At 45.1% G+C, this 23,630-nt stretch carries 11 protein-coding genes and 2 pseudogenes; 7 read left to right on the top strand and 6 right to left on the bottom strand.

All coding sequences use genetic code 11. The features are described 5' to 3' along the window. A complete protein-coding gene (locus tag D0A34_10065) occupies window positions 1-1,893 on the top strand; it encodes an EAL domain-containing protein (protein UNU19167.1) in 1,893 nt (630 codons plus the stop codon). Window positions 1,894-2,225: 332 nt separating this feature from the next. Here D0A34_10065 and D0A34_10060 read toward each other — a convergent pair whose 3' ends face one another. From D0A34_10060 to D0A34_10045, 4 genes and pseudogenes are all read right to left on the bottom strand, one after another. Beyond that, complete coding sequence (locus D0A34_10060) at window positions 2,226-2,834, bottom strand: Uma2 family endonuclease (GenBank protein ID UNU19166.1); 609 nt, start codon at window positions 2,832-2,834, stop codon at window positions 2,226-2,228. 163 nt (window positions 2,835-2,997) lie between these two features. Beyond that, window positions 2,998-4,446: a signal recognition particle protein gene (locus D0A34_10055; GenBank protein UNU19165.1), complete on the bottom strand. Its 1,449-nt coding sequence runs from the start codon at window positions 4,444-4,446 to the stop codon at window positions 2,998-3,000. Window positions 4,447-4,574: 128 nt separating this feature from the next. Further along, window positions 4,575-4,709: pseudogene (locus tag D0A34_10050) on the bottom strand (transposase). Window positions 4,710-5,002: 293 nt separating this feature from the next. Then, window positions 5,003-5,785 (bottom strand): calcium-binding protein, encoded by a 783-nt coding sequence (locus D0A34_10045; GenBank protein UNU19164.1) that lies wholly within the window; start codon window positions 5,783-5,785, stop codon window positions 5,003-5,005. A gap of 492 nt (window positions 5,786-6,277) precedes the next feature. Here D0A34_10045 and D0A34_10040 point away from each other — a divergent pair, with 492 nt between their 5' ends. From D0A34_10040 to D0A34_10025, 4 genes and pseudogenes are all read left to right on the top strand, one after another. Further along, window positions 6,278-8,662, top strand: a complete 2,385-nt coding sequence (locus D0A34_10040; GenBank protein UNU19163.1) for a GAF domain-containing protein — start codon at window positions 6,278-6,280, stop codon at window positions 8,660-8,662. A 216-nt stretch (window positions 8,663-8,878) separates the two neighbouring features. Beyond that, window positions 8,879-9,754, top strand: a pseudogene (locus D0A34_10035) (IS630 family transposase). Between the two features lie 179 nt (window positions 9,755-9,933). Then, window positions 9,934-15,387: a GAF domain-containing protein gene (locus tag D0A34_10030; protein ID UNU19162.1), complete on the top strand. Its 5,454-nt coding sequence runs from the start codon at window positions 9,934-9,936 to the stop codon at window positions 15,385-15,387. A gap of 220 nt (window positions 15,388-15,607) precedes the next feature. Beyond that, on the top strand, window positions 15,608-16,033 hold the full coding sequence (locus D0A34_10025; GenBank protein UNU19161.1) for a hypothetical protein: 426 nt from the start codon (window positions 15,608-15,610) through the stop codon (window positions 16,031-16,033). 41 nt (window positions 16,034-16,074) lie between these two features. On the opposite strand, the gene D0A34_10020 is transcribed toward D0A34_10025, so the two are convergent. Continuing rightward, window positions 16,075-16,500: a DUF393 domain-containing protein gene (locus D0A34_10020; protein UNU19160.1), complete on the bottom strand. Its 426-nt coding sequence runs from the start codon at window positions 16,498-16,500 to the stop codon at window positions 16,075-16,077. Window positions 16,501-16,584: 84 nt separating this feature from the next. Then, the gene (locus D0A34_10015) at window positions 16,585-19,650 is read right to left on the bottom strand and encodes a PAS domain-containing sensor histidine kinase (protein UNU19159.1); all 3,066 of its coding nucleotides are present in this window, start codon (window positions 19,648-19,650) and stop codon (window positions 16,585-16,587) included. Between the two features lie 608 nt (window positions 19,651-20,258). Between D0A34_10015 and D0A34_10010 the strand changes: the two genes are divergently transcribed. Together D0A34_10010 and D0A34_10005 are read left to right on the top strand one after the other, a co-directional pair. Continuing rightward, entirely contained in the window at window positions 20,259-21,452 is a 1,194-nt protein-coding gene (locus D0A34_10010) for an NAD(P)/FAD-dependent oxidoreductase (protein ID UNU19158.1), read from the top strand. A 178-nt stretch (window positions 21,453-21,630) separates the two neighbouring features. After that, window positions 21,631-23,547, top strand: a complete 1,917-nt coding sequence (locus D0A34_10005; GenBank protein UNU19157.1) for a S9 family peptidase — start codon at window positions 21,631-21,633, stop codon at window positions 23,545-23,547. Window positions 23,548-23,630 lie beyond the last annotated feature (83 nt).

Raw genomic sequence — 23,630 nt, 5'->3', positions numbered from 1 at the left:
ATGCTCAACCAAAAAGACAATGTAATTTTAATTGTTGACGATAACCCGAATAACCTCAAACTTCTGTTCGATTTTTTGAAGGAGTCAGGCTTCAAGGTTTTAGTAGCTAAGGATGGGGAAAGTGCTATTGAGAAGTTACAAGAAGTTTCGCCAAATATCATATTGTTAGATGTGATGATGCCGGGGATAGATGGGTTTGAAACCTGCTACCGCTTAAAAGCATCGGTGGCAACGAAAGATATCCCTGTGATTTTTATGACAGCTCTTACCGATCGCGTGGATAAGGTTAAAGGTCTGTCAATGGGTGCAGTAGATTATATCACCAAACCCTTTCAGCAAGAGGAAGTCCTAGCCCGTGTGCAACTACACCTGAGACTGCGAAATTTGACCAAGACGCTGGAAGAGCAAAATGTGCTTCTCAAACAGGAAATTGAAGCGCGAAAAGAGGCGGAAGCGGCCTTGCAGAAACTCACTTCTGAGTTAGAGGAACGGGTGGCTTCTCAAACGGCTGAACTTAGACAAGCGTACAACGAGCTTCAACACGCTCAAGTTCAGTTGTTGGAAAGAGAAAAAAAATTAGGACATGATGCGTTTCACGACGCTCTAACGGAGTTGCCTAACCGCGCTTGGTTTATGAATCGGCTGCAACAGGCGATCGACTTGTCGTACAGACGTGAAGATTATCTATATGCGGTGCTATTTATTGACCTAGATCGCTTTAAAGTAGTGAATGATAGCCTCGGGCATTTGGTTGGGGATGAATTACTAAAAAGCGTTGCTCGTAAACTGCAACTTTGTTTACGCCATACAGATGCAGTTGCGCGGTTTGGAGGAGATGAATTTGTGCTCTTGCTGGAAGATATTAAAGATATTGATGAACCAAACAGGGTGGCTGAACGCATCCAACATCAATTAAGGCAGCCGTTTAATTTGCATGATTATGAAGTATTTACCGAGATCAGCATTGGCATTATCTTTAGCACAATGGGTTACGATCGCCCCGAAGACGTGCTCAGAGATGCGGATATCGCAATGTATTATGCTAAAGCTCAAGGCAGAGGGCGTTACGAAGTTTTCGATCCAGCGATGCAAACTGTTGCGATGACGCGGTTGCAGTTGGAGAACGACTTGAGAAGGGCAATGGCGCTACAAGAATTTTGCCTTCACTACCAGCCAATTGTCTCCCTTTCTACCGGGCAACTGAGTGGCTTTGAAGCTTTGGTGCGCTGGCATCACCCATCTGGCATAATCTACCCGCCTGCCGAGTTTATCCCTGTGGCTGAAGAAACTGGTTTGATCAATGAACTAGGGTGGTGGGTTTTGCAGGAAGCTTGTCACCAGATCAGTATTTGGCAGCAACAGTTTCCCCAAACACCTCCCTTGGCGATTAATGTCAATCTTTCCGGCGTGCAGCTTAAGCAAGTAAACCTACTCAATCGAATTGAGGACATTTTGCAGCAGACTGGCATTCCCAGTTACTGTCTAAAACTAGAGATTACTGAAAGTTGTATTTTAGAAACAGTATCCAGGGAAGAAAAGATGTTGAAGCAGCTAAAAGCTCTAGGCATTCAGTTGTGTATCGACGACTTTGGCACCGGTTACTCTTCTTTAAGCCGCTTACACGAGTTTCCCATTGATACCTTAAAGATTGACCGCTCTTTTGTCAGCCGCATTGGGACAGACAACAGTGGCGTAGAAATTATCCAGACAATTGTGACGCTGGCTCGCAGCCGAGGTATGGATATCGTGGCCGAAGGCATAGAAACGCCCACACAGCTACAGAAACTGCGAGAGTTGGGGTGTGAGTTGGGGCAAGGATATTTATTTTCTGAGCCTGTAGACAGCGAAAAGGCAACCGAACTATTAGGCCTAAAAGTAGGGGTAGTAAGCTGACCTGCCATCTAGTTTGGCCGCAATAAATTTTATGAATCTTTGGTGGGAAAAGCCCCAAACCCTACTCTCATAATGCGAACTCAATTCTGCTGGGAATTAAGAGTTAGTTTGGCTGGGATTTTTGATATTTTATGAATTAATAAAATTTACCTCATGCCCGAAGGTTAATTTTTAGGAATTCCTAACGGGTTTATGCTTCGTAACACAGAATTTCCGATATTTTGATTCACTATTGTCTCGGACGATCGACTTCGAGTCGCACTCTTGCAGTGTATGCTACCCGTTGGGGGGTGCGGAATGTGGGATTGTGCGGATTTTGTATCAAAAGCTCTCTAACGCCACACTCGCCTTAAATTCAACACAAATCCTGGCAATACATCCTCTCCCGACAACTCGGTTGGATTAATTAATATTTCTACTTCTGTCTGTTGTCTGTAAATCTCTACCCGTTGGTTTTGCGGGTCAATTAACCAGCCCAATCTCGCACCATTGTCAATATATTCTCGCATCTTTGTTTGGAGGGTGGAGAGACTGTCAGATGCCGAGCGCAATTCTACTACAAAGTCGGGACACAGGGGAACGAAGCCTTTACGTTCTTTTGCAGTTAGTGCTTCCCAGCGAGCTCGACTCACCCAGGAAGCGTCGGGAGAACGGCGAGCACCGTTGGGGAGGATGAATCCGGTAGAAGAGTCAAAGCCTTCTCCTAAATCTTCGTGTGCTTCGCACCAGCGATCAACTTGCCCGCTGATACTGAGATTGCGACTGCCTGATTCTCCTCCGGTGGGTGGATTCACTATTAATTCTCCTTGTGCACTTCTTTCTAATCTCAAGTCGGGATTTGCCAATGCTAGGGCCTCGAATTGTTCTGGGGTGACAAAAAGGCCGATCGCGTTTGGCAATTCTATAGAGATGGTTTCTGGTTCAGTAAATATTTGTACCATCTTCAATTCCAGTTTTTTTTAGATTGAACTCGGCAACAAAAAAAAGTTAAAGGACTCTCGCACGGGGTGGGGCGGGTTTACGAGATTGTGTGTTTTACGCAATTATGATCCGTGAACCCGCCCCTAGAAATTTTTGACAATGGTGCAATATGTTTGACGCTTTCTACAACTGTCCGAAACCTTTTTTAGGCTTATCTTTTTTCTTTTTCTTCTTCTGCTGGGCACCCATATAGCCGCGGGAACCGGGCTGCATTCCGGGGCCGCCCATTCCGGGCATTCCGGGCATTCCGGGCAATCCTCCCATGCCGGCGAAGTTGCCTTGACTCATTTGCTGCATCATGGTACGCATTTTCTGGAAATCGCTCACCAGCTTAGTTACGTCGTTTTCAGCGTAGCCTGCGCCTTTGCCGATGCGGCGGCGGCGGGATGGAGAACTTGCTAAAAGTTCGGGATTGCGGCGTTCTTCAACTGTCATCGAATTAATCATGGCTTCGGTGCGTTTTAGCTGCACTTCTCCCTGCCGCATTTGTTCATCTGAGAGTTTGTTCATCCCCGGAATCATTTTCATGATGCCACCGAGGGAACCCATATTTTTTAGCAGTCTGGTTTGTTTGAGAAAGTCGGTAAAGTCAAACTTTGCCGTCAGCATTTTCTCTTGCATTTTCTCGGCATCGGCGATGTCGAATTCTTCTTGCGCTTTTTCTACTAGCGTCAAGACATCGCCCATGCCAAGTATTCTGGATGCCATGCGATCGGGATAAAATGGTTGCAAGGCTTCCACTTTTTCGCCGACGCCGACAAATTTAATCGGCGCGCCGGATATTTGTCGCACGGATAAGGCTGCACCGCCGCGGCTGTCGCCGTCTAATTTGGTTAAGATTGCGCCGGTAATGCCGATTTGTTCGTGAAAGGTGCGGGTTAAATTTGCTGCTTCTTGGCCAGTCATGGCATCAACAACTAACAGCGTTTCGTGGGGTTGTACTGTTTGTTTGATGCGGCCCAATTCTGCCATCATGTCTTGGTCGATTTGCAGGCGGCCTGCTGTATCGACGATGATGGTATCAATGCCGATTTGTTTGCCGTGTTCGATGCCTTGGCGGGCAATTTCTACGGGGTCAATATCTTTGCCTAATTCAAATACTGGTACGTCGATTTGTTTGCCGAGGGTCAGCAATTGGTCGATCGCGGCTGGTCGATAAATGTCGGTTGCGACTAGCAGTGCGGTACGATTTTGCTTGCGGAGGTGCAGCGCTAGTTTGGCGGTAGCTGTGGTTTTCCCGGTTCCTTGCAAACCAGCCATCAGGATAACTGTGGGCCCGGAGTCTGCGGTGGCGAGGGGTACATTGGTTTCCCCCATGACGCGCACGAGTTCGTCGTGGACGATTTTAATGAATTGTTGGTCGGGACGGACGCCTGAAACGACTTCTGCGCCTTGTGCTTTTGCCGCTACCTCTCCGATGAAGTTTTTGACGACTTGGAGGTTGACATCGGCTTCCAGGAGGGCGCGGCGGACTTCTTTGAGCGCGTCTTGGATGTTGGACTCGGAGATTTTATTTTGTCCGCGCAGTTTTTTCCAGGTGGATTCGAGTCGATCGGCAAGGGCTTCAAACATAGGGCATTGTTGGCTAGTCAGTCTTTTTAATTTTAAGGCTAAATGCGGATGTTTGGATTAATGTTTTGCTAATTTTTGAATAATCCTTTCAGGGCGGGCTAGAAGCCCACCCCACAAGAAAATTCATATATTGTGGAACAAACATCTTGCCTGTTATTAAAACTGCTGCCACAAAATTCATCTATTGTGGAACAGGCATCTTGTCTGTTCCTAAAACTGTTGCCCTAAAACTCATCTATTGTGGAACAGGCATCTTGTCTGTTCCTAAAACTGCTATAAGATGTGAGTTTTTATGTATTCTGCGATCGCTGGTTGGACTGTGAAGATGGTGCGATCGCCCTTTTCGACTTTTTCAATTAATGACCTCCTTCTCAAGGATTCGACGGCTTTGAGGAATGATGAGCCTAAAAAATCTCTAAAGGGATAAATGTTTTAATATCAATTCGGTCAAGTACGCTTGCGTATAGATAGATTGCCCGCTATCTGTAGGGACACGGCACTGCCGTGTCCCCTACCCGGAACTCGCTCTATAGCCTGTCTAATTCCCTACACATAACTAAGCTAAAAACTGGAATTGAGAACCGTTAACTGCCAATGCAAACGGACTCGCTTGTTCAAATGCACCCGTAAGTTCAAAGTTGTTCGTGTTTAAAACTATCCCCACAATCTGCCCGTTAATTATGTTTTCAATTACCATGTCGTTGATAATTCCGTCGTTATCGTAAGCAATCAAATTGTCGTCTTCAAAGAAAAGGTCTAGTTCTGTTAAACCGTCCGTCAAACCAATGCGATCGCCCTCGTCAAAGTTAAAATCGGTAATGACATCTGCTCCATTTATACCAAATGCTTCATCGTTGCTTCTGAGCACAAATATGTCAGCACCGAGACCTCCCGTCAGCACGTCAACTCCCCGATCGCCTGCTAAGAAATCGTTGCCCTCATTGCCCTCTAAATCGTCGTCTCCTTGCCCTCCTCGCAGGAGATCGTTCCCGAACCCTCCGAAGATAAGGTCATTTCCGGCGTCGCCCCTAACTACGTCGTTGCCATCATTTCCATCCAGGCGATCGTCATCTTTCCCGCCGTAAATTATGTCATTTCCGCCACCACCGCCGATAATATCACTGCCATTATTTCCTAGCAGCCGTTCGTTGGAATCCGACGAACCTCCTATAGTATCGTTGCCGTCGAGTCCCCAAACTCCCCAGGGAAAAGACGACAAATTTCCATTCCCTACGTTAATCTCATCGGGTGTAGCGAATCCCAAAAGACGTGGCCCACCCCCAGCAAATACAGGAAATCCCGTCACATCGCCGATGAGATTGTTAACCGTTAAAGCCATAACTATGTCCTTTCAAAAATCCTGTTAGCTGTATTATATATGTTAATTCTTGCGTTGCCAAATAGCAAGTAATATTGGAACTTTGGTCGCAAGTTTTTTGGCTAATTGAGTGACCAGCAACCTGTTTACCAATTGGTAATTACCAATTGGTAAATACCAATTACCAGGGCTGTGCCTCATTCAACCCAAAGCTGCTATATCTCTCGCCTCAGAGTCAAATAGCATTAGTTGCTGACACTATCCGCTACTGTCTACCGCTTATAATGGGTGTTACCCCCCAGGCTGTAAACCGGTTAATATCACCTATAACGTCGAGACTGAGAGGTTGTTTGTGAATAAAAGTAAAAGTCCCTGGGCCCATCGTCCGAGAAAAAACCCAGTTTCCGATACCAATACACAAACTTTACCAACAGGATCTAAGCTCTTTACAAAGCCATAATCGCCGATCGCTGACATTTTTGGCAAAATCCACTGCTTTCAGGTGTTTTACTCATGTCTACTCCTAAATCGTCTTCCCCTCAAAACAACAACAACTCGGTAAAATCGCCAGCGACAGATATCGTCGCAACACAGCAAGACAGTAACAACCTGCCCAGCGAACCAAGTATAGAACAGCTACTGGAAGCTTTGGCGGGCCAAGTACCCACTCAATCTGCTGAAATTGAACCCTTGAAAACGTGGAAACAAGATTTACAGCGATTGTTTCAATTTCTCGGTGACCGCCGCGTTTTAATCGCAGTAATGCAACCAGGAACTTTTGCCCTACGGTACGCTAACGCGGCATTTTGTCGCTTGGCCGGTTGGGAGGAAACGTCCTTGGCAACTCAATCTACCAACGGTTTGTATGCAGAAACCGACATCACTCTGCTGCAAATGTTCGAGGATGGGGACGGCAAAACAGCAGAACAATTGTACCGCCGCCACCTTTTGCACTGGGTATTTAAGCAATATTATCAAATTGACATCGACGGTTTGCGGGTGCTAGACGAACCTGTCACGGCGAGTGTAAAAAACCCCAAACACCGAGAACCAAGATTTATAGAATTTTGGCTCGGTTCGGAACAGTTAAAAATTACTCGAATTGACTCAAAAATAAATGAATTTGCGGATATTCCTTTAAAATTAATGCCTGTTACGGAACGGGAAGCTTGGCTGATGCAGCCGAATCAACTGGAAAATTTAGCCGCTCGATTGCAGTTGGATAATTACCGCGTAGAAGGTTTGCTGCTGTTAGAAGGTTTTGATGTCACCGTGCAGGAGCAAATTCGCCGTCTGACTCAGTTATTGATCGATCGAGATTCGATGCTACGGCCAGATAAATTTGAGAGAATCGATCGGTGTTTGCGATCACTCTTCAATGCTGACGGCACTTTGCTGCTGCGCCTCGACGGCGAACAGGTACAGCTATTAGTTGCAAAAGACGGCCAACATTTACAGCCGATTATTTATTCAATGTACTCCCTAGAAGCTTCTCACTTTTTGAAGGCCACAGCAGCGAATCAAGTTTGGAACGTGCCAGACTTGCGTAGGGAGTGCGAAACTGAGTGCGATCGAACTTTGCGGAAAATGGGGACTCGATCGATGCTGCTGGTGCCCCTGGTAGTCAAATCCGTCACCCGTGAGGGTTGCGGGCAGCGGGTTTTGGGCGTCGTGGGGCTGTTGTGCGATCGGCCCAACCACTTCAACGGCATTGACGCTCAACACGCCCAAGAACTCATTCCCGCTTTCATTGCAGCCCTGCGGCAAGCCATCCACGAGCGGTTTACCCACATTCACAACATCCACCCCGCAGTCGAGTGGCGGTTCGCCCAAGAAGCAGAAAGGCGAAGTTGGGGACTGCCCCCAGAAACAATCGTATTTGCTGACGTTCATCCGCTGTACGGCATTTCGGACATTCGTGGTTCTAGCGACGAAAGAAACCGAGCCATTCAAACTGATTTGCTCGAACAATTCCGCTTAGGTTTAGTCATAGTTGATGCCGTTTGCGAAACACAAACTACCCACCTCGGCGAGCAACTGCGGCTCGACTTGCTCGACTACATCAAGCGTTTAAAACAAAAAGTAACCGTCGATATGGAGGTGCGAGCAGCCGAATATTTAAACGAGCATTTAGAAGTATATTTTGACTATTTTGTGCAGTGCAGCCCCAGGGTTCAGGCAGCCGTTGAAGCTTACCAAGCAGCCTGTGACAACGAACACAACTGTGTTTACAGCGATCGCACCCGCTACGACCAAATGCTGAACCTAATCGGCACCAAACTCCAAGAAACTTGGGCCCGCTGGCAAGAAAAAATGCAGCAAATTCTTCCCCACTACTGCGACATCGAATGCACCGACGGGCTCGATCACATGATTTATGTAGGAAAATCGATCGACCCCAAATTTAGCCAGTTTCACCTACACAGTTTGCGGTATGAACAACTGCGAGCAATTTGCGACTGCTGCCGCACTGTTTTTCGCCTGCAAGCCGAGTCTCAAATTAACATGGAACTCGCACATTTAGTCTTAGTGCAGAATACCACCATCGACATTTTTCACAACGAAAATACCGAAAAAATGTTTGATGTCAAAGGCACTCGCGACATCCGCTACGAACTCGTCAAAAAGCGGATCGAAAAAGCCGTTGACAAAGACGCACAAGAGCGGATTACCCAGTCGGGGATGTTGACTGTCGTTTATTCCACCGAGGAGGAATGGGAAGAGTATCAGCAATACTTGCGCTACTTGTCTCGCGAAGGTTGGGTAGAGCCAAAAGTTCAGACGGGCATGGTAGAATCACAACAAGGAGTTAGCGGTTTAAAATTCGCCCGGGTGCGTATTTTGCCTGAACCGGAATCTATTTCTACTATCTGTGAAGTTACGGTAGTCAGCGATTGAGAACCCGTTCAATTGCCTGTTTTAGGCGGAGTGCGATCGCTCCCATCTCCTGCTGTTTGAGGCAGAGTGCGATCGCACTCCTCCCCCCTGAAAAACGGTAAAACGAAAGCATTCCGGACTCACACACAAGACCGAGATTATATTTATAGCAACCGCCAAGGCGGTTAGGGCATAAACTGTAAGTAGTCCCAATTGCCAAGCGCGATCGCACAACTCATGCCCAAGCCCTACAGTTACGACCTTCGCCAAAAGGTTATACTCGCTATAAAGCTCGATGGCTTGAAGATTACCGAAGCCAGTCAACTGTTCAATATTAGCCGCAACACGATCGGTCTATGGCTGAAACGACAAGCCCAAACAGGGGGCTTTGAAGCATTGCCCAATCAACCAAAAGGTAATGGTCATAAAATTACCGACTGGGAAAAATTCCGAGAGTTTGCTAAAACTTACGGGGATAAAACCCAAGTGGAGATGGCAAAACTGTGGGAAGGAGAGATTAGCGATCGCACTATTTCACGGGCATTAAAGAAAATTGGCTTTACTCGAAAAAAAAGACCTATGGCTACCGTGAAAGAGATGAGGAGAAACGGCAAGCATTCATAGCGCAGTTGTCAACTTTGTCCCCATCTCAAATTGTGTACCTTGATGAGTCTGGCATGGATAATCGAGACGAGTATGATTATGGCTGGAATCAAAAAGGGGAACGCTTTCACAGCCTAAAATCAGGACGGCGCCAGGGGCGGGTCAACATGATTGCTGCCCTGTGCAACCAAAAACTGATAGCTCCTTTTACAGTTGAAGGAGCCTGTAATCGAACAGTGTTTGAAATGTGGCTGGAAACTTGTTTACTTCCAACTCTCGAACCTGGACAGGTTTTAGTCATGGATAATGCCACATTTCATAAAGGGGGTCGCATCTTCCAACTGATACAGGATGCAAACTGTCAATTGCTGTACTTACCCCCTTATTCCCCAGACCTCAACTTGCATTGAACAGTGCTGGTCTTGGTTAAAAAGTCGCATCCGCAAACAACTTGATCGGTTTAATTGTTTACGAGATGCGATCGAAGATGTATTGCGCTTTTCGTCCTAACTGCCTTGACGGTTGCTATAAGATGTTTGTTGACACAACGAGCAAGGCCACATTTTCACTTATTGTATATTCCGTGTGATTGGAAATCGCAAAATACACGATCTGAATCACACAAAATCCAGATTAAGTAGTGTTAATCTATTAATAATAATTAGACCCTGTAATTTATAAGTTAAGTGATGTTAACCTTATCAGAATACCAAATAAATTCTACTCTGCACGAAGGCGTAGAAACAATAATCTATCGCGGACAAACACCGACAAATGCGCCCCCAGCAATTCTGAAAGTCCTCAAAGCCGAATATCCCACCCTCGAAGCCATTACCAGGCTCAAACACGAATATCAAATCCGCCAAAATTTAGACAGCGAACAAATCGTCAAAGCCATCAGTCTCGAAACATTTGACCACCGATTAGGAATGGTTTTAGAAGACTTTGGCGGCGAATCCCTCGCAAAACTGCTGGAAAGAGAAACCTTGAGCCTGCAAGCAAATTTAAACATCGCCATCCAAATAGTCAAAGCCTTACAATACCTGCATTTTCAGCACATTATTCACAAAGACATCAAACCCAGCAACATCATAATTAACTCGCAAACTAAACAAGTAAAACTCACCGACTTCGGCATTGCTACAAAACTCAACAAAGAAAATCCGCAATTTAACAATCCCAACTCAGTCGAAGGCACATTAGCCTATATGTCACCCGAACAAACCGGGAGAATGAACCGCACCCTCGACTACCGCACCGACTTTTATTCTATCGGCATCACCTTGTATGAAATGCTGACGGGAAAATTGCCTTTTTCCAGCACCGACCCCTTAGAAATAGTTTATAGCCACATTGCAGTTCAACCAATATATCCCCATAAAATCAATTCTGAAATACCTGTCGCCATCTCTGAGATAGTGATGAAATTGATGGCAAAAAATGCCGAAGATAGATATCAAAGTGCGGCGGGATTGTTAGCCGACTTAGAAATTTCTTTGCATCAGTTAGAAACCACCGGACAAATTGCCGACTTCATCCCCGGACGCTTAGATATTCTCAGCCAATTGTTAATCCCCCAAAAATTGTACGGTCGGGAAAATCAGGTTAATGAATTGCTAGCCGCATTTGAACGTGTAAGAGCGGGTTTAGCCAACAATTTGTTAGAAAAACCCGCCACCTTAGAACAAAAGTCGCCCCCATCAAAAAGCAGCGAATTAATGCTAGTATCAGGCTACTCAGGCATCGGTAAATCAGCCGTAGTCAACGAAGTTAGCAAACCAATTACTAGGTCAAAAGGTTACTTTATCAGCGGCAAATTTGACCAATTAAAACGCAACATTCCTTATGCCTCATTAATCCAAGCATTTAACTCCTTGCTGCGGCAATTGCTAACAGAAAGTGCACTTTCCTTAGAAATATGGCGCACTAAAATTTTAACAGCCGTGGGAACCGACGGCCAAGTAATTGCCGACGTAATTCCAAAAGTTGAATTAATCATCGGCAAACAGCCAGAAGTCCCAGAACTCGCCCCTGTAGAATCCCAAAATCGATTCAATCGGGTATTCAAAGAATTTATTCGCGTTTTCGCCCAAAAAGAACACCCCCTAGTTATCTTTTTAGACGATTTGCAGTGGGCAGATTCAGCAACATTAAAGTTGATGCAAATACTGATAACTGACCCTGATCAAAAATATTTGTTGCTAATTGGTGCCTATCGAGACAATGAAGTTAGTCCGACCCACCCCTTAATTCAGACTGTAGAAGAGATTGAAAAAACTGGTACAATAGTCAACAATATCGTGTTGCAACCGCTGGATTTAGCAAATGTGACGGAATTAGTGACTGAAACACTTAACACTTGCACAGAAAAAGTAACAAATTTAGCCGATTTAATCTGGAATAAAACGGGCGGCAATCCTTTTTTCTTGACTCAATTACTTCAAGCACTTTATCAAGACTATCTTCTGAAATTTGAATTTAATAACATTACAAATGAGGGAAGTGAAAGTGGCTGGTATTGGAGTATCGATGAAATCCAAGCCATTGGAATTACCGATAAAAGTGTGGTGGAACTGGTAGCTTCTCGCATTGAAAAGCTGCCCGCACCCACGCAAGAAGTGTTGAAGCTAGCAGCTTGCGTGGGAGATAAATTTGCTCTAGATGTGCTGTCACTTGTTAGCGAAAAGTCACCTAATACTACAGCAACTGAACTTCATTCAGCTTTGCAAGCCGGGTTAATTCTACCCTTGAGCGATGCTTATCGCATTCCTTTAGTTTTCAATCGAGCCGAATCAATTAATTTCAAGTTAGACACTTCACGGGTTAGTTATAAATTTTTGCACGATCGCGTTCAGCAAGCCGCCTATTCGCTAATTCCCGAAGACAAAAAGCAATTTACCCATTTAAAAATCGGTCAATTACTGTTAAACAATACTCCACCAGACCAGCTAGAAGAAAACATCTTTGATATCGTCAATCAATTGAATGTCGGAATTGACACGATTAGCCAGCAATCAGAAAAGACGCAGTTAGCAAAATTAAATTTAACGGCTGGACGCAAGGCAAAAGCGGCTGCTGCTTATGAAGCTGCTGTTAGGTATTTGCGAGTTGGTATGGGATTATTACCAGAGGTTAGCTGGCAGAGTCAGTATGAATTAACGCTCTCTATCTACGAGTTAACAGCGGAAGCTGAATACTTAAACATCAACTTTGAAGACTCAACAAAACTGGTTTATATCATCCTACCCCAAGCTAAAACTCTACTGGAAAAAGTGAAGGTTTACAAACTTCAAATCCAGTCTTACAATTCTCAAAATAGACCGTTAGAAGCACTAAATACAGGAATGGAAGTACTGAAATTATTAGGTATTTCTTTTCCTCCCAACCCCACTTTGCTAAATATTGTGGCGGGACTGATTAAGACCAAACTAAGTTTGGGAACGAAACGAGTTGAGGATTTAGCTAATTTGCCAGAAATGACCGATCCTAATAAACAAGCTATCATGGGGATTTTATCAGGGATTCTCAGCAGTGCTGTTCAAGCAAAACCGCAACTGGTACCGCTGCTGACATTTATGATGATCCAGCAGGGCGTTAAATATGGTAACTCACTTTATGCTAGTATCGCCTACGCTTATTATGGCGCTATTTTGTGCAGGCTAGGGGATATCAATTCGGGATACCAATTCGGCGAACTGGCAATTAGGCTGTTAGACAAATTTCCCTCCCGTTCGATCCAAAGTAAAGTTTATACACTCTTTAGTGGTTTTATTAAACATTGGAAATCCCCCCTTTACTCAATATTAGGCTATCTTATCGAAGGTTTTCAAACCGGCCTGGAAACAGGAGACTTAGAATTTGCTGGTTATTCTATAGGAGAATATTGTTGTTACAAACTATGGATGGGAGAGCCTCTAGAATTGGTTGAACAGGAAACTGGGAAGTATGTGAAATTAATGCAGCAACTTAAATTAGAAATGGCTGTACCGTATATAAGTATACGGAGGCAGACAGGTCTCAATTTATGCGGAAAAGCTGTCGAACCATGCCATTTAGTCGGCGAGAGTTTTAATGAAGTTGAAACGCTCCCCGCTTTTAGAGACTCTAAAAACTTTCTTTTACTTTGTTCGATTTATAGCGCCAAAGCTCAGCTTAATTTTTTGTTCAAAAACTACGTGCAAGCCTTGGATAATTCAAGGTTATTTGAAAAATATGAAGAAGCCGCTGCGGGATTTTATGTGGTTTCCATCAGCAACTTCTACTACTCTCTCAGTCTCCTCGCTTTGTTTCCCCAAGCTGGCAAAGGTGAGCAAAAGCAATATCTTAAAAAAGTGATACAGTTACAAAAAAAGATGAAAAAATGGGGAGATCACGCTCCCATCAACCACCAACACAAATATGATTTGGTAGAAGCCGAGAAAGCGCGAGTGTTAGGGCAGAATGAGCGAGCAATGGATTATTACGATCGCGCTATTTCGGGAGCCTCCAAAAACGGTTACATCCCAGAGGAAGCATTAGCTTATGAATTAGCAGGAGAATTCTATCAATCTTTGGGAAAACACATAATTTATCCAGCCTACCTTACCAAAGCTTATTATGCTTACATCCGCTGGGGAGCAATTGCCAAAGTTAAAGACTTGGAATTGAGATATCCTTTCTTAGTAGCACAAACGCGTACAACAGAAACCCCAACCCTCGATATCACCAGCACTACCACGGGAAATACTACCAGTAGTAGTTTAGGCGATTTCTTAGACTTAGCTACTTTTATTAAGTCGGCGCAAGCCATTAACGGTGAAATTGTTCTCGAAAAATTGTTAACCAAATTAATCAAAATTATTTTAGAAAATGCCGCAGCTCAAAAAGTAGTGTTGCTGCTGCTGAAAAACGATATCCTCTGCATAGAAGCTACTGGCAGTTTTGCGGAGGATAAAGTGACACTTTTACCCTCTATTCCCGTAGAAAATCGTCAAGATGTTCCCCTGTCTGTGATTAATTACGTACACAGCAGTCAAAAGCATCTGGTTTTAGACAATGCGACTGTCGCCGAACCTTTTAATGTGGATGCTTATATTCGGAAAAATCAACCCAAATCAATTCTCTGTTTGCCGATTCTTTATCAATCTCAGCGTCGCGGAATAATTTATCTAGAAAATGCTTTGACGGTAGGAGCTTTTACAGTAGAGAGAGTAGAAGTATTCAAAGTGTTAATTTCTCAAGTTGCTATTGCTGTAGAAAATGCTGGTTTGTACGCGCGCGAGAAAGAAAAATCTCAACAGTTAGAAAAATCTTTCAATGAATTGCAACAGGCGCAACTGCAACTCATTCAAAGCGAAAAAATGTCGGCTCTCGGCAACTTGATTGCAGGGGTTGCTCACGAAATTAACAATCCGCTTGGTTTTATTGCGGGCAATCTTGATGCTGCTGCTGAGGCGAGCTTAGATTTGATTGATTGCTTACAACTTTACCAAGAAAAATTTCCTAATCCTGGAGATGAATTACAGGATAAAGCATCGCAGATCGATTTAGAATATTTGATCGAAGATTTGCCGAAAATGCTTTTATCTATGAAATCAGGTACAGAGCGCATCCGCAATATTAGCACGTCTTTGCGTACTTTTTCCCGCGCTGACAGTGCGAATAAAGTGTTAGCAAATATTCATGAGGGCATCGACACCACTTTGATGATTTTACAGTATCGCCTCAAAGCTACAGATACTCGCCCGGCGATTAAGATTATCAAAGAATACGGAGATATCCCGCCCGTTAAATGTTATTTTGGGCAACTGAATCAGGTATTTATGAATTTGCTGGCAAATGCGATCGAGTGTTTTGACGAATTCAATCAGGGTTGCACTTACGCTGAAATAGAAGCTTTACCGAATACGATCGCCATTATCACTCATCTCGGGGAGGATAACAACAGCGTGGTGATTAAAATTAAAGATAATGGTCAAGGGATGTCATCAGAGGTCAAGTCGAAAATATTTGACCATTTATTTACTACCAAAGGAGTAGGAAAAGGTACGGGCTTGGGGTTGTCTATCAGTCGGCAAATTGTAGAAGAAACCCACGGCGGTAAACTAACTTGCGAATCGGTGCTGGGAGAAGGTACGGAATTTGCGATCGCCCTGCCGCTTTGATAAAATTTATTCACCCCCCTTACCGAATCAGTCATTGCCAATGGTTTAATCTAAAATCTAAAATCTCAAATGTTATGACTTGTGCTTAACACACACTTGGAAATTTGTCAATTCCTCAATATCTATCAAATAGTCCACAGTTCACTGTTTAAAGCAGGCAGTATGCAGTTACATTGTTAGCTAAATCATGTAATAACTGTATTTGATAGGAGTTTTTCGAGTGAACGCTGCCGAACAAGCCAAAAATATAGAAGTTGCCAGCAAAATTGCTGCGGTTGTTAACTTATTCAAGTCGGAATTCCCGGATGCAAAAGTCGATTTGAAACCTTGGATGAATGACGAGGATACCAGAGAACTTGTAGATCCAGATTCGATCGACATTGGCTTCCATTTTCCCGGTAGAAGTCGCTTGCTGCAAAGCCGCAGCATTTTGATTCAAATCCGATTTTACCAAGATCCGGTGGAAGGATATCGGCGGGCGATCGGAGTTGAGGCCGCCGGTTACGATCATAGCGGTCAGCAGTGGCACTTTTCTACCGTGGAAAATTGGAATTTTCTCGGCCAAACCGAACCTGCGGTGGAGTCGGCGCAAAAACTCAAAGACTTTTGCCAGCAGATATTCGATTTGTTTAATCAATCTTTTTGAGGAATTCAGTTGTCACTGCGAACCTGTTTCTAGTAAGGACTTTAGTCCTTGCTATTATCGCAATTGTCGATCGACCTACAGCCAACCGGATAAACAGATTTGTAAGTAGTCGATCGCTTGCCAAATAAAGTATAGCGGTTGTCGCGGACTTGTTCGTACACGCGATCGCCCATCCACTTCATCCCCGGCATTGCCCGGTAAGCAGCCACAAACACCTCACCTCCAGGCAATATCCGCCCGATTTCCTCCGCCGCATCGCTGCCCTGCCAGCGCCGTTCCGGGGTGTTGCCATCTATCAAAATCATCCCCATTTCGCAGTCTCCAGACGTAATCCCAAAGCGATTTAATTGCTCTAAATCTTGCATGGGAATATACTCAAACCTATTGCCTTGGTCTAAGTTTTCTAATAACTGTACCAAGGTGACACAGAGATTGCACTTGCCGTCGTAAATTACGTTGTAATTCATTTTATCACTTCCTAAGTTTGGGATGAACTATTGCAGGAATTGCACCTTACTTACTAATTGTAGGGTGCTTACGGCCGCACCTTACTAACTAACTATTTTGCCGACAGGAATCTCGATCGCAAATTCCGTGCCTTGACCCGGTGCAGAATCGCACTTAAGCCGCCCGCCGTGTTTTTCCACCACAATTTGATAGCTGATAGACAGCCCCAAACCAGTACCTTTACCAGGCTCTTTGGTAGTAAAAAACGGATCGAACAGCCTTTCGTGAACATCGATCGGAATCCCCGGGCCGTTGTCAGCAATCCGAATCACAATATGAGAAGGATGCCGAATCGAAGCATCAGAAACAGCAGAATCTGCCTGCATCAAAGCATCCTGTTCATATTTTACATCCGTACAAATCCGCAGCGTCGGCGAAGGACAATAAGGAATAGGCGCCTGTTCCCCCTCCGCCCACTTTCCAGTCTCCATTGCCTCTTCCAAAGCATCAATTGCATTGCCAATAATATTCATAAAAACCTGATTCAACTGTCCTGCATAACACTGTAGGCGGGGTAAGTTGCCGAACTCTTTGAGCAGCAGAATTTTAGGACGCCCTGCCGTTTCTTTCAACCTGTGCTGCAAAATCAACAAAGTGCTTTCAATCCCTTCGTGAATATCCACCTGCTTTTGTTCGGATTCATCTAATCGCGAAAAATTCTTCAGTGACAGCACAATTTGGCGAATTCGCTCTGCTCCCATTTTCATCGAATTTAACAGCTTTGGCAAATCTGTGAGCAGAAAATTCAAATCGACATCATCTATTTCTTGCTGAATTGTCCGTGTTGGCTGCGGGTATTCCTGCTGGTAAAGTTGGAGCATTTTTAGCAAGTCTTTAAAGTAATCGTCAGCGTGCATGACGTTGCCGTAAATAAAACTAACTGGATTGTTGATTTCGTGAGCAACCCCAGCGACTAATTGCCCCAAACTTACCATTTTTTCATTTTGAACCATCATGCTTTGAGTTTTATGCACGTCCCGTAGGGCTTTTGCCAATTCTTGATTCTTAGCCCTCAATTGACTTTCAGAAAGTCGCACCGCTTCTTCTGCGTGTTTGCGGTTGGTAATATCTTTGCGAATTGCTACATATTGATAGGGGGCCCCACTACTATTTAAGAAAGGTACAATCGTAGTATCCAACCAGAAAAATGTACCATCTTTAGCTTGATTTTTTATTTCTCCCCGCCACACATTACCCTGGCAGATGGTTGACCAAAGCTGTTTAAAAAATTCTGGGGAGTGATAACCAGAATTGACAAGTTTGTGGGTTTTGCCAATTAGTTCTTCTCTGGCGTATTTAAAAAGTTCGCAAAATTGAGCGTTGACGTAAGTAATGAGGCCGAATTCGTTGGTTGTCGAAACGATCGCAGATTGATCCAATGCAAATTTTTCAAATTCCAACTCTTGGAGAGTTTGGCGCAATTCGGCTTCGGCTTGTTTGCGATCGCTAATATCAGTAATCATCCGTAAAACCCCGGAAAATTTGCCCTCAGCGTCGAACATTGGCGTCGCCGACACGATCGCCCACAAGTGAGAACCGTCTTTGCGAGTAAACTTAAAATCGTAGCGTTCCCGAATACCTTTCCTGCGGCGCTCCACGTAAGTTTGGGCGAGCGCCCTCTCCTCACCCTCAATAAATTCAAATAGCGATCGCCCCAGCATTTCGTCAACTGTATACCCCAACATTTCGGCCATCGGAGTGTTGACAAAAGTTGTTTTATTTTCGGCGTCAAACATCCAAACCCCCTCCAAAGCCGTCTCGACAATGCAGCGGTAATAATTCTCCCTCTCCCTCAGTGTTTCCTCTGCTTGCTTGCGATCGGTAATATCAGTTTGCACCGCAATAAAACCTTCGAGTTCCCCATTTTCTTGATAAATTGGAGCGATCGAAAGCGCCACCCAATAACCCTTTCCATCCTTGCTGTAATTGTAAATTTCCTGATTAAACGGCACGCCCCCAGCCAAAGCCGATCGCAGTTGAGCAATAGTTAGCGGGTCTGTTTGAGGGCCTTGCAGCACATCACCCGGTTTTTTTCCCTGCATTTCTGCCAGCACGTAACCACTAATCCGAGTAAATCCTTCATTCACCCATTCAATGCAGCCTTGAGCATCAGTAATAATCACACCATTTTGCGTTTTTTGAGCCACAATGGCTAAGCGTGACAATTCAGTTTCATTTTTTTTGCTTTCCGTAATATCTTCAGCAATACCCAAAATGTACTTAGGCGCGCCATAATCGTCAAACAAAGGAACTTTTTTAGTGTGTAAAATCCGCTTTCCCCGGCGCGGAAGTTGGAGAGTTTCTTCTGGCAAATCGACACATTTTCTCGTTGCAAACACTTCTAAATCTTGTTCTTGCAAGTAATTTGCCTGCTCTGATTTCAACAACTCAGCAGCAGTGTTTAAGAGCACTTCATCCTTGGAATAGCCAAACAATTCTTCGCTAGCAGTATTCCAATAAATAAATTTTTGCTCTACAGCATCTTTAATAAAGACGCTAATCGGCAGATTTTGCAGTACCGCATTGAGAAAATCTTGAGTGTTTCGCAGGTTTTCCTCAGCTCGCTTTCGTTCAGTAATATCCAAAATCACTCCGTCGAGATAAACAACCCGACACAGAGAATTTGCGATCGGCGAAACCACAGGCGACAAAAAGCCCTCGATTTCTCCTTGTCCCTCTTGTCTTCCTCTAGCCTCGTCCGCCTCGTAGCAAATAGCTTTGCCTTTTTCGTAAACCCAGCTAATTCGGCCGTCCGCCCGGACAATCCGGTATTCAAGGATATACGGAGTTTTCGATTCTACACTTTTTTTGACAGCAGCATCCACATTTTTGCGGTCTTGAGGATGGATAATGCTTGCCAAGGAACGGACGCGATCGTTGATAAAATCAGAAGAGGGATAGCCTGATATTTCTTGAACAGCCTCGCTCAAAAACGCCATTGTCCGTGTTAATTCCCCGCCGTCCGTATACTCGCAGCTACAGCGGTAGACAGCACCGGGAATATTAGCTACTAAATTTTTATATCGTTCTTCGCTTTTTAACAACGATGATCCGTCTTCGTTATTGTGCTCGCCGTTCTTAAATGTAGAAGAATTGGAAGAAATTTGCATGGTTTTTTTTCACTTGTGAGTGCGGGGGCAAGTGTTAGAGTAGATGGCCCTATAAAAAGTGAATTTAATTTGCGTAACAATTCGTTATAAACTAATATAGTACAAAATTAGTTCTGCGAACATTCAGAAAATTTGAGGTTGGCTAATAGGTAGAGCTAATCAAGGCTAGAGATGTAGAAAAAAGTTCGACAACGGATTTAACGGATTTAACTGAGATGTTGCACCATCCTTGCTTAAAAGGCCCGACGGCCTGTTCCACAAAGAATGAATTTCTTGTGGGCAGTAGGGGTTGGGCAGGAGATCCCTCCCCTAAAATCCTTATAGTCCTGGACGCAGGTACTAGGATTTTCTGTCATTGCAAACGTAGTGAAGCAATCTCAAACCCTTGATTTAACGCCCTTGAGTGCGTAAGTCCTGCCTTATTGAGAATGGTGCCAGATGTGAGTTGAACGGATTTAACCGATGGATCTTGAGGTTCGAGGGAAAGAGGGAAGATTTTTCCACTCCCCCACTCTCCGACTCCCCCACTCTCCCCCTTCCCCACTCCCTCACTCTCGTTACAATAAGATAAGTTGCCTTGCTACCGTGAGCCCCTCAAACAAAACACCATGACTCAACAACAACCCCGGATTTGCATTCTCGGCGGAGGCTTCGGCGGACTCTACACAGCCCTGCGCTTGAGTCAGTTACCCTTCTCCAAAACCGAAAAACCCGAAATTGTCCTAGTTGACCGTCGCGATCGATTTTTGTTCGTTCCCCTGCTGTACGAACTGCTGACCGACGAACTCCAAACCTGGGAAATTGCCCCACCGTTTGCCGAACTCTTGCAAAAAACAGGTGTGCGCTTTTGTCAAGGTACTGTCTCCGGCATCGATGTGGAGGAAAAGCGAGTGCAGTTGCACGACGGGCCCGAAATTCCGTGCGATCGCCTAGTTTTAGCTTTAGGCGGCGAAACGCCCCTAGATATGGTCAAGGGTGCGGTTGAATATGCTTACTCGTTTCGCACTCTCGACGACGCCTACCGCTTAGAAGAAAGACTGCGGTTTTTAGAAGCCAGCAACAACGACAAAATTCGGGTGGCGATCGTCGGGGCCGGTTATTCAGGAGTAGAATTAGCTTGTAAATTAGCCGATCGACTCGGAGAAAAAGGTCGCGTGCGGTTAGTTGAGCAAGGGGACATGATTCTGCGGACATCACCGGAGTTTAACCGCGAAGCCGCCAGCCAAGCTTTAGAAAAACGGAAAGTGTGGATCGACCTAGAAACAGAAGTAGAGGCGATCGAAGCGGAGACAATATCCTTACTTTACAAAGGACAATTAGATGTTCTCCCCGTAGACATAGTGCTGTGGACAGTAGGAACTCAAGTTAGTCAAGCAGTGCGATCGCTACCCCTCAAACAAAACCGCCGCGGTCAATTAATAGTCAATTCGCAAATGCAAATTATCGACCATCCAGACATATTTGCCTTAGGAGACTTAGCAGAATGTCACGATGCAACTGGTCAAAAAGTCCCCGGAACAGCCCAAACAGCCTTCCAGCAAGCTGACTACACCGCCTGGAACATTTGGGCCTCCCTCACCGGCCGCCCATTACTTCCTTTCCGCTATCAGCCGCTAGGAGAAATGATGACATTAGGAATTGACAACGCCACCCTGGCCGGTTTAGGAATTAAACTCGACGGACAACTAGCCCACATTGCTCGCCGCTTAGCTTATCTCTATCGGATGCCAACATTTGACCATCAACTAAAAGTTGGTTTCAATTGGATTAGCAAGCCGATTCAGGATTTGCTTAAAAGTTAGTTAATTGTAGACTGTTAACTGTTGACCGTTGACGGTTGATTGTTGATAGTAGGACTTATGATGGCGGTCACGAAACCGGGTTTTTCACGAAAATACTTCACTACTACCCGCATATTTGGTAAAAACCTGGTTTTTTCTGTCGGAGTGTAGATTCAGAGAATATTAGGCACGATATAAAATGCAAAATTCCCCATTTCAACAGCCCAAAACTGAACTTCCACCGTTGATAGAGCGGGAAATTCTGTTCGGAAATCCCGAAAAAACTAGCCCCCGACTTTCACCCGACGGCAAGTATCTCGCCTACATTGCACCAGATGAACACAACGTCTTGCAAGTGCAATTGCGTACCGTCGGTCAAGCAGACGATCGCCAACTGACAGCAGATAAAAAACGAGGCATCCGCATCTTTTTCTGGACTTACAGCGACGAAGAGCTAATTTATCTCCAAGATGCTGAGGGTGACGAAAACTGGCATTTATTCTCAGTCAATATCCAGTCAAATCAGGTTCGCGACTTGACACCATTTCAAGGCGTTCAAGCTCAGCCGATCGCTTTTGACCGCAACTTCCCCAATGAAATATTAGTGGGAATGAACATCCGCGATCGCAGCAAACACGACGTTTACCGCATCAACCTCAAAAATGGTGCCGTTGAATTTGACACCGACAACCCAGGTAACATCGTCGGTTGGACTGCTGACGCCCAATTCCAAGTGCGGGCGGCCACAGCCACCACTGCCGACGGTGGCTCAGAATTGGTGTTTCGGGAAACTCCCGACAAGTCTTGGGAAAGCCTGCGAAGGTGGGGGCCCGATGAGGAAGGTGGTGCCGTCATGTTCTCAGAAAACGGCAAAATTCTTTACATCATGGGCAATCATGATGCTAACGCCGAACGTTTGATCGCATTAGACTTAGAAACCAAACAAGAAACTGATCTCGCCTCTGACCCAGAATACGATGTCGGCGGCATTGTCGTACACCCCACCAAGCGAGAGATTCAGGCGGTTTCCTTCTACAAGGACAAGCAAGAGTGGCAGATTTTAGACCAAAGCATAGCAGAGGATTTTGAGGATCTCGGCAAATTCCGCCCCGGCGAATTCTCCATCACCAGCCGCAACCTCGCCGATACAACTTGGCTAGTCGCTTACATGACAGACGACGGCCCAGTTTACTACTATGCGTACGATCGCGCCTCCAAAACCTTCACCTTCCTGTTCAGCAACCAACCCAAACTCGAACGGCTACCACTATCATCAATGGAACCCATTTCTTACACCGCAAGAGATGGTTTAACCATTCACGGCTACCTGACAAAACCTGTTGGTGTCTCAACACCCGTACCGACAGTCTTGCTTGTTCACGGCGGCCCCTGGGCACGCGATACCTGGGGTTACAATCCACAAGCCCAATGGCTGGCAAACCGAGGTTACGCCGTTTTGCAAATCAATTTTCGCGGTTCCACCGGCTACGGCAAAGCCTTTCTCAATGCCGGCAATCGCAAATGGGCGGCCTCGATGCACGACGACTTACTAGATGGGGTTAATTGGCTTGTAGAAACAGGAATTTCCCAACCCGATAACATTGCGATTATGGGCGGTTCTTACGGTGGTTATGCTGCCTTAGTGGGATTGACTTTTAGTCCCGATGTTTTTGCCTGTGCCGTCGATATTGTCGGGCCAAGCAATTTGATTACACTGCTGCAAACTATTCCCCCTTACTGGGAACCGCTCAAAGCAAATATGTATCACCGCGTCGGAAACCTGGAAACAGAACCAGAGTTTCTAAAATCGATCTCGCCCTTATTTTTTGTCGATCGCATCCAGAAACCTTTACTAATCGCCCAAGGTGCTAACGACCCGCGAGTAAAAGAATCAGAAAGCGAGCAAATTGTCAATGCCATGAAGCAAGCCGGCAAACCTGTAGAATACGTGCTTTATACAGACGAAGGACACGGATTTGCGCGACCAGAAAATCGCCTGCACTTTTATGCGATCGCCGAAGAATTCCTAGCCAAATATTTAGGAGGCAGATTTGAACCTGCGGGCAACATTGCCAATCATTCTGGCGTGGTGAATCCGCAAACAACTCACAACTGAAAAAGTTTGTAGTGAGGACTTCAGTCCTCAAACCTAAAATCCTAGGCACTCCAGACTAAAGTTCTTACTACAAACCAATAACA

Origin of the sequence: Microcoleus vaginatus PCC 9802 (genome assembly GCA_022701275.1) — a bacterium.
Taxonomy (GTDB): domain Bacteria; phylum Cyanobacteriota; class Cyanobacteriia; order Cyanobacteriales; family Microcoleaceae; genus Microcoleus; species Microcoleus vaginatus_A.
Note: the sequence above shows the minus strand (reverse complement) of the source record. Positions and strands in the feature narration are given on the sequence as shown.